12 protein-coding genes are annotated in these 13,919 nt (G+C 64.8%); 1 reads left to right on the top strand and 11 read right to left on the bottom strand.

The genetic code is table 11. The features are described from left to right. Window positions 1–73 precede the first annotated feature (73 nt). From FOC67_RS14095 to FOC67_RS14045, 11 genes are all read right to left on the bottom strand, one after another. Window positions 74–1,669, bottom strand: a complete 1,596-nt coding sequence (locus FOC67_RS14095; RefSeq protein ID WP_003090447.1) for an isocitrate lyase — start codon at window positions 1,667–1,669, stop codon at window positions 74–76. A gap of 594 nt (window positions 1,670–2,263) precedes the next feature. Then, window positions 2,264–3,085 carry a secretin N-terminal domain-containing protein gene (locus FOC67_RS14090; protein ID WP_003090446.1) on the bottom strand — a complete coding sequence of 274 codons (822 nt, stop codon included), beginning with the start codon at window positions 3,083–3,085 and terminating at the stop codon, window positions 2,264–2,266. Next, window positions 3,082–3,702: a hypothetical protein gene (locus tag FOC67_RS14085; RefSeq protein ID WP_003143819.1), complete on the bottom strand. Its 621-nt coding sequence runs from the start codon at window positions 3,700–3,702 to the stop codon at window positions 3,082–3,084. Before FOC67_RS14085 ends, FOC67_RS14090 begins: the two co-directional genes overlap by 4 nt. A 6-nt stretch (window positions 3,703–3,708) precedes the next feature. Further along, complete coding sequence (locus tag FOC67_RS14080; protein ID WP_003090444.1) at window positions 3,709–4,134, bottom strand: GNAT family N-acetyltransferase; 426 nt, start codon at window positions 4,132–4,134, stop codon at window positions 3,709–3,711. Then, the gene (locus FOC67_RS14075; protein WP_003090443.1) at window positions 4,127–5,296 is read right to left on the bottom strand and encodes a cupin domain-containing protein; all 1,170 of its coding nucleotides are present in this window, start codon (window positions 5,294–5,296) and stop codon (window positions 4,127–4,129) included. Before FOC67_RS14075 ends, FOC67_RS14080 begins: the two co-directional genes overlap by 8 nt. Before the next feature lie 59 nt (window positions 5,297–5,355). Beyond that, on the bottom strand, window positions 5,356–6,726 hold the full coding sequence (gene purB, locus FOC67_RS14070) for an adenylosuccinate lyase (protein WP_003090442.1): 1,371 nt from the start codon (window positions 6,724–6,726) through the stop codon (window positions 5,356–5,358). Between the two features lie 75 nt (window positions 6,727–6,801). Then, window positions 6,802–7,692 (bottom strand): DMT family transporter, encoded by an 891-nt coding sequence (locus FOC67_RS14065; RefSeq protein WP_003097658.1) that lies wholly within the window; start codon window positions 7,690–7,692, stop codon window positions 6,802–6,804. Window positions 7,693–7,694: 2 nt separating this feature from the next. Then, on the bottom strand, window positions 7,695–8,315 hold the full coding sequence (gene hflD, locus FOC67_RS14060; protein ID WP_003116717.1) for a high frequency lysogenization protein HflD: 621 nt from the start codon (window positions 8,313–8,315) through the stop codon (window positions 7,695–7,697). Next, on the bottom strand, window positions 8,312–9,439 hold the full coding sequence (mnmA, locus tag FOC67_RS14055) for a tRNA 2-thiouridine(34) synthase MnmA (RefSeq protein WP_003131114.1): 1,128 nt from the start codon (window positions 9,437–9,439) through the stop codon (window positions 8,312–8,314). Before mnmA ends, hflD begins: the two co-directional genes overlap by 4 nt. Before the next feature lie 43 nt (window positions 9,440–9,482). Continuing rightward, complete coding sequence (locus tag FOC67_RS14050; RefSeq protein WP_003097654.1) at window positions 9,483–9,953, bottom strand: NUDIX hydrolase; 471 nt, start codon at window positions 9,951–9,953, stop codon at window positions 9,483–9,485. An 86-nt stretch (window positions 9,954–10,039) separates the two neighbouring features. Then, the gene (locus tag FOC67_RS14045) at window positions 10,040–12,265 is read right to left on the bottom strand and encodes an NADP-dependent isocitrate dehydrogenase (RefSeq protein ID WP_003090437.1); all 2,226 of its coding nucleotides are present in this window, start codon (window positions 12,263–12,265) and stop codon (window positions 10,040–10,042) included. Between the two features lie 358 nt (window positions 12,266–12,623). On the opposite strand from FOC67_RS14045, the gene icd reads away from it, so the two are divergent. Then, window positions 12,624–13,880: an NADP-dependent isocitrate dehydrogenase gene (icd, locus tag FOC67_RS14040; RefSeq protein ID WP_003090436.1), complete on the top strand. Its 1,257-nt coding sequence runs from the start codon at window positions 12,624–12,626 to the stop codon at window positions 13,878–13,880. Window positions 13,881–13,919: the final 39 nt, after the last annotated feature.

Genomic DNA, 13,919 nt, shown 5'->3' with positions numbered 1-13,919 from the left:
AAACCCCGGCCGGAGCCGGGGTTTTCGCGAGGCGGGCCGGGCAGATCGTGGCTGCCCGGCTGGCCCCTGTTCCTTAGTGGAACTGGTTCATGGTGTTGTCTTTGCCGCTGGCCTTCAGAGCGGCTTCGCCTGCGAAGTACTCTTTATGGTTGTCGCCGATGTCGGAGCCCGCCATGTTCTGGTGCTTGACGCAGGCGATGCCCTGGCGCAGTTCCTGGCGCTGCACGCCCTTCACGTAGGCCAGCATGCCTTCGTCGGCGAAGTAGCCCTTGGCCAGGTTGTCGGTGGACAGCGCGGCGGTGTGGTAGGTCGGCAGGGTGATCAGGTGGTGGAAGATGCCGGCGTGGGCCGAGCCATCGCGCTGGAAGGTGCGGATCTTCTCGTCGGCGACCTTGGCCAGCTCGGTGTCGTCGTACTCGACGCTCATCAGCTTGTTGCGGTCGTAGGCGGAAACGTCCTTGCCTTCGGCGACGAACGCATCGAACACCTGCTGGCGGAAGTTCAGGGTCCAGTTGAAGGACGGGCTGTTGTTGTAGACCAGCTTGGCGTTCGGAATCACTTCGCGGATGCGATCGACCATTGCCTTGATCTGGCCGACGTGCGGCTTCTCGGTTTCGATCCAGAGCAGGTCGGCGCCGTTCTGCAGCGAGGTGATGCAGTCCAGGACGCAGCGATCTTCGCCGGTGCCCTTGCGGAACTGGAACAGGTTGGAAGCCAGGCGCTTCGGACGCAGCAGCTTGCCTTCGCGCTTGATCACGACGTCGCCGTTGCCCAGCTCGGCCTCGGAGATCTCTTCGCAATCCAGGAAGGAGTTGTACAGGTCGCCCAGGTCGCCCGGCTCATTGGTCACGGCGATCTGCTTGGTCAGGCCGGCGCCCAGGGAGTCGGTACGGGCGACGATCACGCCATCGTCCACGCCCAGCTCGAGGAAGGCGTAGCGTACGGCATTGATCTTGGCGAGGAAGTCGATGTGCGGAACGGTGACCTTGCCGTCCTGGTGGCCGCACTGCTTCTCGTCGGACACCTGGTTTTCGATCTGGATGCAGCAGGCGCCGGCTTCGATCATCTTCTTGGCCAGCAGGTAGGTCGCCTCGGCGTTGCCGAAGCCGGCGTCGATGTCGGCGATGATCGGCACCACGTGGGTTTCGAAGTTGTCGATCTGGGCCAGCAGCTCGGCTTCCTTGGCCTTGTCGCCAGCGGCGCGGGCAGCGTCCAGGCCGGTGAACAGCAGGTCCAACTCGCGGGCGTCAGCCTGGCGCAGGAAGGTGTACAGCTCTTCGATCAGGCCGGAAACCGCGGTTTTCTCGTGCATGGACTGGTCCGGCAGCGGGCCGAAGTCGGAGCGCAGCGCGGCGACCATCCAACCGGACAGGTAGAGGTAGCGCTTGTTGGTGGTCTTCAGGTGCTTCTTGATCGAGATCAGCTTCTGCTGCCCGATGAAGCCGTGCCAGCAACCCAGCGACTGGGTGTAGACGGAGGAGTCCGCATCGTATTCGGCCATGTCCTTGCGCATGATGGCCGCGGTGTACTTGGCGATATCCAGGCCGGTCTTGAAGCGGTTCTGGATACGCATGCGAGCTGCGTACTCGGGGTTGATCGCGCTCCAGCTGCTGCCGTTCTTCTCTTTCAGCGCGGCAACTGCCTTGATCTCGTTCTGATATGCGGACATGGTCAATCCTTCAAGAAATGTATTGGTTGAGCACCGACTGACCCACTCAAAACCTGCTGGTGAAGGTTGTCTTGCGGGTGGCTCACCGCTGCATGGCGAGAGAATGACCGTGGCGAAGAATGACGCCGAGGAGGGGGTGGAGACGAACAGTTCGCGGACCGTGCTTCTCGACTGGCTCAAGTGCCGTTCGGCTCGTGGTTGCCGGTGGGCGACTCGCTGTCGAGTCTTTCGATCTGGCTGATACGTAAACGCTTCCCCGTCCCTCAGGACAACTTCGTTCCAGTCGCAATCTCGTCAAGCCGCCTTGTGGGCAGATCAACACGGTGGAGGCCGAGGGCGTATCGGCGCAGGCACCGGGAGCTCGTCGTTTCAGAGCCCCTGATTAGCGGGAGCGGGGCCATCATGCTCTGGAAAAAATCCGTCGTCAAACGTTTTGTAGTGTTTTTTCAAGACTACTACACGAAGGTCTAAGAGTGACCGGATGGTCTTGTCTGGTCGAGATGTTTCCGTTTGCATCGAAAATGCCCGCAAGAGCCCGCGCCCCGCGGCTTTGCCGGAGCGGGAGGCAATTCGCGCTGGAAAGAGCGCCGTCGGTCAGTCGAGGGTTTCGACTTTCAGGCGCAGGCTGGTGTCGTCGCGTCCCTGGGTCGAGTAGCGACGCACGAAGCCGCGCTGGTCGGCCTGGTTCTGTTCGCTGACGCCGCCCAGGGTGATCCACTCGCCGAGCTTGCCGCTGACCCGGGTGTCGGTGCTCTGGGTATCGATGACGCCGGGATGGCTCTGGCTGAGGCGGTCATTGCTGGAGCTGATGGTGACGTGCACCAGATTGCCGGTCAGCGTCGCGGTGACGTAGAAGCCGCGGTTGACGTTGCGGTATTCGGTCTGGCTGTAGATCTGCCCGTAGGGACCGGTGGCGGTGCTGGTGATGGGGACGCTCTGGCCGACCTGGATCAGCGCCGGGTAGCCCTCGGTGGCCTGGACCTGCTGGCTGCCGCCGGAACGGCTGTCGGTGGAGCGACGGATGATGCGGACGCGATCCTTGCCGTTGACCTCGCCGCGGCCGCTCTGGATCTCGATGTTGCCGGCGCTGGCCGAACCATCCACCGAATAGCCGCGGCTGTCCTGTTGCAGGTTCTCGCTGGTATCCACGGTGATCAGCAGGCGATGCGGGCGCGAGTCGATCTGCTGCAGGACCGATTGCAACTCGCGGATCTTCGCCGGCTCGGCATTGACGATCAGCTGGTTGCCATAGGCGGTGACCTTGCCTTCGCTGCCGATGACCGACTGGGCCACCGCCATCACGTCGTCGGCGGTGCGGTAGTTGAGCGGGATCACTTCGGTGCGCGGGGCGGCCGAGGCGCCGAGAACGACCGTCGCCAGCAGCGAGGAGAGCAGGGTGGTGCGCAACAGGGTCACAGGAGGAAGCTCCGCAGGTCCGGGTCGGAAAGGCTGGTGTCCCAGGCCTGCTCGAAGCGGGCCTGGAGTTGACGCACCCGCCCGGCGGCACGGTAGCAGGCGTAGCCCGCCGGTTGCGCCGGTTTCGGGCGCAGTAGCAGGCCCTGGTCGTCGGCCAGGAGGAAGGCGTCGTCCTCTTTAGGGTAGTCCGGGTTGAGCCGGCGGATCAGGCAGTTGCTCGACAGGCGGCGCGAAAGGCTGATCAGGCGGTGGCCGTTGCGCACGGCCTGGGCGCTGTCGCCAACGAGGATACGCAGGCGATTGCGTGGATTGGCCAGGAGGAAACGGGTGCAGGCTTCCTGGATGCTGCTGTGGTGATAGAGCCAGCTTTCCAGGTCGGGACTGTGCAGGCAGAGCGAGCGGCGGGCCTGCTGCAGGAGGGCCAGGGCATGGGCGCGGGCTTCCTGCGGATGCTCGAAGCGCTCCAGCGGCTCATGTTCGCCGAGGCGGAATGGCGCTGGTTCCCAGCGTTCCGCGGGTAGTGCGGCGCTTGCCGGGTTGCGTACCGCAAAGCGCCCCGGAGAGCTGAATTCGATGGCCGGCAGGTCGGCCGGCGAGGTCTCCGGGGTGTCGCTCATCGGGCCTCAGTCGCTGTCGCGAACCATGTCGACATGGGGCAGGCCGGCATCGAGGAATTCGCCGCTATCGACCTTGAAGCCCAGTCGCTCGTAGAAGGGAATGGCGTAGACCTGCGCGGTCAGCAACTGACGCTTCAGGCCGCGTCGCTCGGCTTCCTCGATGGCCGCGCGCATCAGCGCGTCGCCGACCTTCAGGCCGCGCCAGTCCTTGAGTACCGAGACCCTGCCGATGTGCCCGTCGCCCAGCAGGCGCGCGGTGCCGATCGCGTATTCGCCTTCATAGGCGAGAAAATGCACGGCTTCGTCGTCTTCGGCGTCCCACTCCAGTTCCGGCGGAACCGACTGTTCGGCAATGAAGACCGCTTCGCGGATGCGGCGCAGCTCGGCATTGTCCTTCTGCCAGTCGGCTACGCGTACGCGGATCTTATTCATCTGCAAACTCCAAACTGCCCTGTTTGACCAACTCCGCCAACAGCTTACGCGCATCGTCGTCGGCCAGCCATTGGCCGAGGTTTTCCAGATGCAACGCATCGGCCGAGCAGACCAGCTTCAGCAGTTCCTTGAGTTGGCCGGGCAGGAGTACGCTCTGGCCGCTGGCGAACAGCACCAGGCCGATGTCGATCTCGCTCCAGGCCAGGCGGGCGCTGGGGTTGCGCACCAGCAGCGCGCCATCCTCGAGGGCGCCGAATAGCTCCTCTTCGGGGATATCCTCGCCGGCAACCAGTTCAGGATAGCGCGGCTCGGTCATGAACTGGCCGAACCAGGTCAGCAGCAGGCGCTCGTCGCTCATGTGCTCCTGGATCAGGCCCTGCAGGCGCTCCAGAGCGTCGCGCTGGATCTGGTGCGGATCGTCGCCTACCGGTTGCAGGCCGGCATCGGTGTAGCGCTCCTCGTCGGAGAGGAACTGGCCGAGGAAGTCGGTGAAATGGGTCAGCACTTCGGCGGCGCTGGGCGCGCGGAAGCCGATCGAGTAGGTCATGCACTCGTCTTCGGCAATGCCGTAGTGGGCGAGGCGCGGGGGCAGGTAGAGCATGTCGCCGGGCTCCAGGACCCACTCGTCGCTCTGTTCGAAGTCGGCGAGGATGCGTAGGTCGGCGTGCTCGCGCAGCGGGCTGTCGCTGCTGCACATCTGTCCGACTTTCCAGCGCCGGCGTCCGTGGCCCTGAAGCAGGAATACGTCGTAGTTGTCGAAGTGCGGACCGACGCCGCCGCCGGGAGCGGCGTAGCTGATCATCACGTCGTCGATCCGCCAGCTGGGCAGGAAGCGGAATTGCTCCAGCAGTTGGGCGACTTCCGGGACGAACTGGTCGACCGCCTGCACCAGCAGGGTCCAGTCCTGTTCCGGCAGGTGCTGGTAGTCCTCCTCCTGGAACGGGCCACGGCGCATTTCCCACGGGGTTTTCCCGTGTTCGAGGACGATGCGCGATTCCACCGACTCCTCCAGCGACAGCCCGGCCAGCTCGTCGGCGGACAGCGGGCTTTCGAAGTCCGGGATCGCCTGGCGGACCAGCAGCGGTTTGCGCTGCCAGTAGTCGCGGAGGAATTCGGCAGCGGTCAGTCCGCCCAGAAGTTGCAGGGGAGTATCAGCATTCATGGTTAAGTCCTTGAAACAAAAACGCCCGGCGCAGCCGGGCGTGCAAAAGGGTTGCGTGCTCAGATGCGCTTGGCCTGGGCGGCGGCATTGCCGACGTAGCCGGCCGGGGTCAGCTTCTTCAGCTCGACCTTGGCCTCGGCGGGAATCGCCAGCTCTTCGATGAAAGTCTGCAAGGCTTCGGCGCTGATGCCTTTGCCGCGGGTCAGTTCCTTCAGCTTCTCGTAGGGGTTTTCCACACCATAGCGACGCATCACGGTCTGCACCGGCTCGGCGAGGACTTCCCAGCAGGCGTCCAGGTCCTCGGCGATGCGCTGGGCGTTCAGCTCCAGCTTGCCGATGCCCTTCAGGCTGGCCTCGTAGGCGATGACGCTGTGGGCGATGCCGACACCGAGGTTGCGCAGCACGGTGGAGTCGGTCAGGTCGCGCTGCCAGCGCGAGATCGGCAGCTTGCTGGCCAGGTGCTGGAACAGCGCGTTGGCGATGCCGAGGTTGCCCTCGGAGTTCTCGAAGTCGATCGGGTTGACCTTGTGCGGCATGGTCGAGGAGCCGATCTCGCCGGCCACGGTCTTCTGCTTGAAATAGCCGAGGGAGATGTAGCCCCAGACGTCGCGGTCGAAGTCGATGAGGATGGTGTTGAAGCGGGCGATCGCATCGAACAGCTCGGCGATGTAGTCGTGCGGCTCGATCTGGGTGGTGTAGGGGTTGAAGGTCAGGCCGAGGTCGCCTTCGATGAACTGGCGGGCGTTGGCTTCCCAGTCGACTTCGGGATAGGCGGACAGGTGGGCGTTGTAGTTGCCCACGGCGCCGTTGATCTTGCCCAGCAACTCGATGCCGGCGACCTGCTTGATCTGCCGCTCCAGGCGGTAGACGACGTTGGCCAGTTCCTTGCCCAGGGTGGTCGGTGAGGCGGGCTGGCCGTGGGTGCGGGAGAGCATCGGCACGTCGGCGAATTTCACCGCCAGTTCGCGGATGGCCTCGGCGATCTGGCGCATCAGCGGCAGCAGCACGCTGTCGCGACCCTCGCGGAGCATCAGGGCGTGGGACAGGTTGTTGATGTCCTCGGAGGTGCAGGCGAAGTGGATGAACTCGCTGACCGCGGCCAGCTCCGGGAGCTTGGCGGCCTGTTCCTTGAGCAGGTACTCCACGGCTTTCACGTCGTGGTTGGTGGTGCGCTCGATTTCCTTGATGCGTTCGGCGTGTTCCAGCTGGAAGTCGCTGGCCAGGCTGTCGAGCAGGGCGTTGGCTTCGGCGGAGAACGGCGCGACCTCGGGAATCCCGGCGTGGGCGGCGAGGCGCTGCAGCCAGCGGACTTCCACCATGACGCGGAAACGGATCAGGCCGTATTCGCTGAAGATCGGACGCAGGCTGCTGGTTTTGCCGGCATAGCGGCCATCGACGGGGGATACCGCGGTGAGCGAGGAAAGCTGCATGAGACGTTCTCGTGGCTGGAAGTCAACGAAAAAGGGGCGCATATCATACATGAAAGGTGCGCCCCGGTGGGGCATTCAGCGGGGCCTTTCGGCGGGGCGGTTGCCCAGCAGGGGGATCAGGCTGGCGGCGAAGATCAGGGCGGCGCCGAGCAGCGACGTGTGGCTGGGCAGTTCGTCCCAGCGCAGCCAGGCGATCACCCCAGCGAAAACGATGGCCATGTAGGCGATCGGTCCGATCACTCCCGGGGAGGCCAGGGCATAGGCCTGCGACATGGTCAGTTGGCCGAGGCTGGCGAACAGTCCGGCGCCGAGCAGCAGGAGCAGTTCCTGGCCGTTCAGCGGCTGCCAGGCCCAGGCCAGCGGCACGGCGGAGAACAGGGTGCCGAACAGGGCGAAGTAGAAGACGATGCGATAGGCCGGCTCGCTGTCGCTCATTTCGCGGATCGAGACGAAGGCACAGGCGGCCATCAGGCTGGAGGCGATGCCGACCAGGGCGATCGGCGCCACTACCGCGCCGCTGGGCCTGGCCACCAGCAGCACGCCGAGGAAGCCGACCAGGGTGGCGACCATCATGCGGCGGGTCAGCGGCTCCTTGATCCACAGGTGTGCGATCAGCGGCGTGAACACCGGCGCGGCATAGCTGAACAGCATGGCGTCGGTCAGCGGTAGGTGGGCGAGGGCGTAGAAGTAGCAGTACATGCCGCCCAGGCCGTAGGTGGTGCGCAGCAGGTGCGATAGCGGGCGGCGGGTGCGCAGCGGGCCGATGCCGCGAGTCAGCGCCAGGGGCAGGAAGAACAGCACGCCGACGAGGTTGCGGAAGAACACCACGGTTTCGTTGTTGACGGTGCTGGAAGCCTCGCGGATCAGGCCGCCCATCAGGGCGAAGAACAGCGCCGAAAGAGCCAGCATGGCGGCGCCCTGGGTCGGGCTGTTGCGCCGTTGCGGCTGGCTCCCGGCCATGGCCATGGCTAGCCGCGCAGCAGGGGATAGAGTTCGTTGAGCAGCCGGCGCCGGCTGAACACCATCTGCCAGCGGCTGCCGCCCAGTTGCCGCCAGAGCCGCGCCGAGCGGATGCCGGCGAGCAGCAGGGCGCGGATCCGCGCGGCGTTGCTGCTGACCTGCAGGTGGCGCATGTCGCCGTGTACCTGGATGCGCTGGCGGAAGGTGCTGAGGGTGTCCTGGTAGATGCTGGCGAACGAGGCGATGACGTTCTCGTGGACCAGGCCGAAGTGCTGGACCTGCTGTTCGACCTGGTCGAGGCGCTGGCCGATCAGGTCGAGCATGTCGCCGCGCTTGTCCAGTTGCCGTTCCAGGGTCAGCATCGCCAGGGCGTAGCGCAGCGGTTCGCGCTGCAGGCTGCCGGGCTTGCGCTCCAGGGCGCTGGCCAGGGCCTTGAAGCCGTCGCGCAGGTTGAGGCTGTCGCCACCGTAGACGTCCAGGGTGCTGGCCGGGTTGCGCGCCAGCAGGCTGCCGAGCATGCAGCCCATCGGGGCTTCGCTGATCTGCCCGGTGCGTGCCAGCTTGTCGACCAGGGCTGCGGATTCGAAGACGGCGCCGAGGGCAATCAGTTGCTGTCGCGGATCGCTCACGGGCGTCCTCCGAAATCCCAGGCTTCCGCCGTTTCGATCACGCCGCCGCCGAGGCAGACGTCGCCGTCGTAGAACACCACCGATTGCCCCGGGGTCACTGCGCGCTGCGGTTCGTCGAACACCGCGCGGTAGCCTTCGGCGGTTTTCTCCAGGACGCAGTCCTGGTCGCTCTGCCGGTAGCGCACCTTGGCCCGCAGGCGACGTGGCCGCTCCAGTTCGACCGGGTTGACCCAGTAGATTCGCGAGGCCAGCAGGGCGCGGGAGAACAGCAGCGGGTGGTCGTTGCCCTGGCCGACCAGCAGTACGTTGCGTTGCAGGTCCTTGCCGAGTACGTACCAGGGATCGTCGCCGGCTTCCTTGAGACCGCCGATGCCGAGGCCCTGGCGCTGGCCGATGGTGTGGTACATCAGGCCGCTGTGGCGACCGATGACCTTGCCTTCGGTGGTCTCGATGTCGCCCGGCTGGGCCGGCAGGTACTGCTTGAGGAAATCGGTGAAGCGTCGCTCGCCAATGAAGCAGATGCCCGTGGAGTCCTTCTTCTTCGCCGTGGCGAGGCCGTGCTTCTCGGCGATGGCGCGGACTTCCGGTTTCTCCAGTTCGCCGACGGGGAACAGGCTGCGGGCGATCTGCTCGCCGCCCACCGCGTGCAGGAAGTAGCTCTGGTCCTTGTTCGGGTCCAGGCCCTTGAGCAGCTCGGTGCGCCCGTCGCGGTCGCGGCGCCGCACATAGTGGCCGGTGGCGATCAGGTCCGCGCCGAGCATCAGCGCGTAGTCGAGGAATGCCTTGAACTTGATTTCGCGGTTGCAGAGGATGTCCGGGTTCGGCGTACGGCCTGCCTTGTACTCGGCAAGGAAATGCTCGAACACGTTATCCCAGTATTCCGCGGCGAAGTTCGCCGTGTGCAGCTTGATGCCGATCCGGTCGCAGACGGCCTGGGCGTCGGCCAGGTCCTCGCGGGCGGTACAGTATTCGGTGCCGTCGTCCTCGTCCCAGTTCTTCATGAACAGGCCTTCGACCTGATAGCCCTGCTGCAACAGGAGCAGGGCGGAGACGGACGAGTCGACGCCGCCGGACATGCCGACGATCACGCGCTCGCGGCGTGGGGTGGGGGCGGATTCAGACATAGCGATCAGGCGTCACGGGCGAATTCGTAAAACGCGGATTCTATCAGGCCTGGGGCAGGGAGGGCGACACGTGGGTGTCGCGGATCAGCGCCAGGGGATAGCGGCCGCCGGCCAGGTAGTCGTCGATGCAGCGCAGCACCAGGTGGCTGCGCCAGCGCTGCGGCTGGGCGGCCAGTTCGTCGCGGGTCAGCCAGCGCGGGCCGATGATGCCGTCGTCGAGGGCGCGTTCGGGATGGTGGCGCACGGGGCGGGCGGCGAAGCATACGCGCTGGTAGGTGACGCCGTTGGACGGGGCGGTGTACAGGTAGATGCCGGTGACGGCGCTCAGCTCGACCTCCCAGCCGGTTTCCTCGAGGGTTTCGCGCAGGGCGGCCTCGAGCAGGCTTTCGGCGGGCTCCAGGTGCCCGGCGGGCTGGTTCAGCACCTCGCGGCCGTCGGCCTGTTCCTCGACCAGCAGGAAGCGGCCCTGGTCCTCGACGATGGTCGCTACGGTGACATGGGGATGCCAGCTCATGGATGTCTCCTCGGTACGGAAAAGGCCTCGATAAAAAGAAACCCCGAGCGTAGGCCCGGGGTTTCTGCTTCGTCAGCGTGACGCCATCAGGCCAGGCTGTCGATCGCTGCGTTGAAGGTGGCGCTGGGGCGCATCACCTTGCTGGTCAGCTCCGGGTTGGAGCGATAGTAGCCGCCGATCTCGGCCGGCTTGCCCTGGACCGCATTGAGTTCGGCGACGATGGTCGCTTCCTGCTCGGTCAGGGCCTTGGCCAGCGGTGCGAAGTGCGCTTTCAGTTCGGCGTCTTCGTCCTGGGCGGCCAGGGCCTGGGCCCAGTACATCGCCAGGTAGAAGTGGCTGCCGCGGTTGTCGATGTCGCCGACCTTGCGCGACGGCGACTTGTTGTTGTCCAGCAGCTTGCCGGTGGCTTCGTCCAGCGCCTTGCCGAGCAGCTTGGCCTTGGCGTTGCCGGTCTTGATCCCGGTTTCCTCCAGGGACACGGCCAGGGCCAGGAACTCGCCCAGGGAGTCCCAGCGCAGGTAGTTCTCTTCCACCAGTTGCTGGACGTGCTTGGGTGCCGAGCCGCCGGCGCCGGTTTCGTACATGCCGCCGCCCGCCATCAGCGGAACGATGGAGAGCATCTTGGCCGAGGTGCCCAGTTCCATGATCGGGAACAGGTCGGTCAGGTAGTCGCGCAGGACGTTGCCGGTCACCGAGATGGTGTCCTTGCCGCGGATCAGGCGTTCCATGCTGACGCGAATGGCCTCGTTGTAGCCCATGATGCTGATGTCGAGGCCGGTCAGGTCGTGGTCCTTGAGGTACAGCTCGACCTTCTTGCGCAGTTCGCGGTCGTGGGCGCGCTCCGGGTCCAGCCAGAAGATCGCCGGGGTGTCGGACTGGCGGGCGCGGGTGACGGCCAGCTTGACCCAGTCGCGGATCGGCGCGTCCTTGGTCTGGCAGGCGCGCCAGATGTCGCCGGTCTCCACCTCGTGCTGCATCAGCACGCTGCCGTCGGCCAGGACCACGCGCATGGTGCCGTCGGCGGTCATTTCGAAGGTCTTGTCGTGGGAGCCGTATTCCTCGGCCTTCTGCGCCATCAGGCCGACGTTCGGCACGCTGCCCATGGTGGTCGGGTCGAAGGCGCCGTTGGTCTTGCAGAAGTTGATCATTTCCTGGTAGATGCGGGCGTAGGTGCTTTCCGGCATTACCGCCTTGGTGTCTTTCTGCTTGCCGTCCTTGCCCCACATCTGGCCGGAGTTGCGGATCATCGCCGGCATCGAGGCGTCGACGATGACGTCGCTCGGAATGTGCAGGTTGGTGATGCCTTTCACGGAGTCGACCATCGCCATTTCCGGGCGGTGGCTGTACACCTCGTGGATGTCGTGGAGGATCTCTTCCTGCTGGGAGGCGGGCAGCGACTTGATCTTGTCGTAGACGCTGGAGATACCGTTGTTCGGGTTCACGCCGAGCTCTTCGAAGAGTTGGCCCCACTTGTCGAAGACGTCCTTGTAGTAGACGCTCACCGCATGTCCGAAGACGATCGGGTGGGAAATCTTCATCATGGTCGCCTTGACGTGCAGGGACCACATGACGCCGGTTTCCTTGCAGTCCTGCAGGGTCTTCTCGAAGAAGTCGCGCAGCTTGCCGCAGCTCATGAACATGCTGTCGAGCACTTCGCCTTCCTGCAGGCTCAGTTGCTTCTTGACCTCGACCTTGCCGTCCTTGCCGACGAACTCGATGCGCACGTCACCGGCCTTGGCCATGGTGATGGACTGTTCGCTGGAGAAGAAGTCGCCGCCGCGCATGTAGTCGGCGTGGGAGCGCGAGGCCATGCTCCACTTGCCCATGGAGTGCGGGTGCTTGCGGGCGTAGGCCTTCACCGCGGCAGGCGCGCGACGGTCGGAGTTGCCTTCGCGCAGGACCGGGTTCACGGCGCTGCCGAGGATCTTCGCGTAGCGTGCGCGAACCTCTTTCTCTTCGTCGGTCTGCGGGTCTTCCGGGAAGTCGGGAACCTTGTAGCCCAGGCCCTGCAGCTCGGCGATCGCGCCTTTCAGCTGGGGCACCGAGGCGCTGATGTTGGGCAGCTTGATGATATTGGCGTCGGGCGAGGTGGCCAGGACCGCCAGGCGGGCGAGGTCGTCTTCGATACGCTGGTCGGCGTCGAGGCGGTCGGCGAAGTTGGCCAGGATGCGTCCTGCAAGAGAGATGTCGCTGGTCTCGACGTCGATGCCGGCGGACGCGGCAAAGGCCTTGACGATGGGGAGGAGCGAGTAGGTGGCGAGCGCAGGTGCTTCGTCGGTGAAGGTGTAGGTGATCTTCGAGCGGATGGACATCTACGGTAACTCTCTTTTTTGCTGGGCGCGCACAGAGTCTCGATACGCGTTGGTGGACGCGATGCCTTCGCTCAACATCGGGTTGAATCGAAATCGAGATATGCCGCGGGATATAGGGGCGCCAGTAGAGCGTTGTACGGCGGGCTCATGGTGGCGAACCCGACGCTGCGAGGGGAGAGGGTCTGGTCCCAGACTGCTCGGACCTCGATGACTGCGAAGTCATGGCGCGCAGTATACCACCCTCTCGCCGGGCTGATGCGCTCGCCTGTTTAGACTAAGGAAGATGTGGTTTCCGGGCGGACAACTGGGCTACCCTAGAAGGCTGCAACAGGGTTTTAACCACAACACGGAGTTCAGCATGGGATACCAAAAGATCCAGGTGCCGGCGACCGGTGACAAAATCACTGTGAATGCCGACATGTCCTTGAGCGTACCGAAGAACCCGATCATCCCGTTCATCGAGGGTGATGGCATCGGCGTCGATATCAGCCCGGTCATGATCAAGGTTGTCGACGCTGCAGTGGAAAAAGCATACAAGGGCGAGCGCAAGATCGCCTGGATGGAAGTCTACGCCGGCGAGAAGGCCACCCAGGTCTATGACCAGGACACCTGGCTGCCCCAGGAAACCCTGGACGCCGTGCGCGACTACGTGGTTTCCATCAAGGGCCCGCTGACCACCCCGGTCGGTGGCGGCATCCGCTCCCTGAACGTGGCCCTGCGCCAGCAACTCGATCTCTACGTCTGCCAGCGCCCGGTACGCTGGTTCGAAGGCGTGCCCAGCCCGGTGAAGAAGCCCGGCGACGTAGACATGGTGATCTTCCGCGAGAACTCCGAGGACATCTATGCCGGCGTCGAGTGGAAGGCCGGTTCGCCGGAGGCGGAGAAGGTCATCAAGTTCCTCACCGAGGAAATGGGCGTCAAGAAGATCCGCTTCACCGAGAACTGCGGCATCGGCATCAAGCCGGTTTCCCAGGAAGGCACCAAGCGCCTGGTGCGCAAGGCCCTGCAATACGCCGTCGACAACGACCGCAGTTCGGTGACCCTGGTGCACAAGGGCAACATCATGAAGTTCACCGAGGGTGCCTTCAAGGATTGGGGCTACGAAGTCGCGCGCGATGAATTCGGCGCCGAGCTGCTGGACGGCGGTCCGTGGATGCAGTTCAAGAATCCGAAGACCGGCAAGAACGTCGTGGTCAAGGACGTGATCGCCGACGCCATGTTGCAGCAGATCCTGCTGCGCCCCGCCGAGTACGACGTGATCGCCACCCTGAACCTGAACGGCGACTATCTCTCCGACGCCCTGGCAGCCGAGGTCGGCGGCATCGGCATCGCGCCCGGCGCCAACCTGTCCGATTCGGTGGCCATGTTCGAGGCGACCCACGGCACCGCGCCGAAGTACGCCGGCCAGGACAAGGTCAACCCGGGTTCGCTGATCCTCTCCGCGGAGATGATGCTGCGCCACATGGGCTGGACCGAGGCGGCCGACCTGATCATCAAGGGCACCAACGGGGCGATCGCCGCCAAGACCGTGACCTATGACTTCGAACGCCTGATGGACGGCGCGACCCTGCTGTCCTGCTCGGAGTTCGGCGACGCGATGATTGCCAAGATGTAGGAAGGGCTAGCGCCCGAACGAGAAAAAGGCCGGTTCGCA

Source organism: Pseudomonas sp. FDAARGOS_761 (genome assembly GCF_013343155.1).
Classification (GTDB): Bacteria; Pseudomonadota; Gammaproteobacteria; order Pseudomonadales; family Pseudomonadaceae; genus Pseudomonas; species Pseudomonas aeruginosa.
Note: the sequence above shows the minus strand (reverse complement) of the source record. Positions and strands in the feature narration are given on the sequence as shown.

Coding starts and splice junctions, on each gene's coding strand:
- FOC67_RS14095 (WP_003090447.1), bottom strand. CDS start 1,669: ATGTCCGCATATCAGAACGAGATCAAGGCAGTTGCCGCGCTGAAAGAG.
- FOC67_RS14085 (WP_003143819.1), bottom strand. CDS start 3,702: ATGAGCGACACCCCGGAGACCTCGCCGGCCGACCTGCCGGCCATCGAA.
- FOC67_RS14080 (WP_003090444.1), bottom strand. CDS start 4,134: ATGAATAAGATCCGCGTACGCGTAGCCGACTGGCAGAAGGACAATGCC.
- FOC67_RS14075 (WP_003090443.1), bottom strand. CDS start 5,296: ATGAATGCTGATACTCCCCTGCAACTTCTGGGCGGACTGACCGCTGCC.
- purB (WP_003090442.1), bottom strand. CDS start 6,726: ATGCAGCTTTCCTCGCTCACCGCGGTATCCCCCGTCGATGGCCGCTAT.
- FOC67_RS14065 (WP_003097658.1), bottom strand. CDS start 7,692: ATGGCCATGGCCGGGAGCCAGCCGCAACGGCGCAACAGCCCGACCCAG.
- mnmA (WP_003131114.1), bottom strand. CDS start 9,439: ATGTCTGAATCCGCCCCCACCCCACGCCGCGAGCGCGTGATCGTCGGC.
- FOC67_RS14050 (WP_003097654.1), bottom strand. CDS start 9,953: ATGAGCTGGCATCCCCATGTCACCGTAGCGACCATCGTCGAGGACCAG.
- FOC67_RS14045 (WP_003090437.1), bottom strand. CDS start 12,265: ATGTCCATCCGCTCGAAGATCACCTACACCTTCACCGACGAAGCACCT.
- icd (WP_003090436.1), top strand. CDS start 12,624: ATGGGATACCAAAAGATCCAGGTGCCGGCGACCGGTGACAAAATCACT.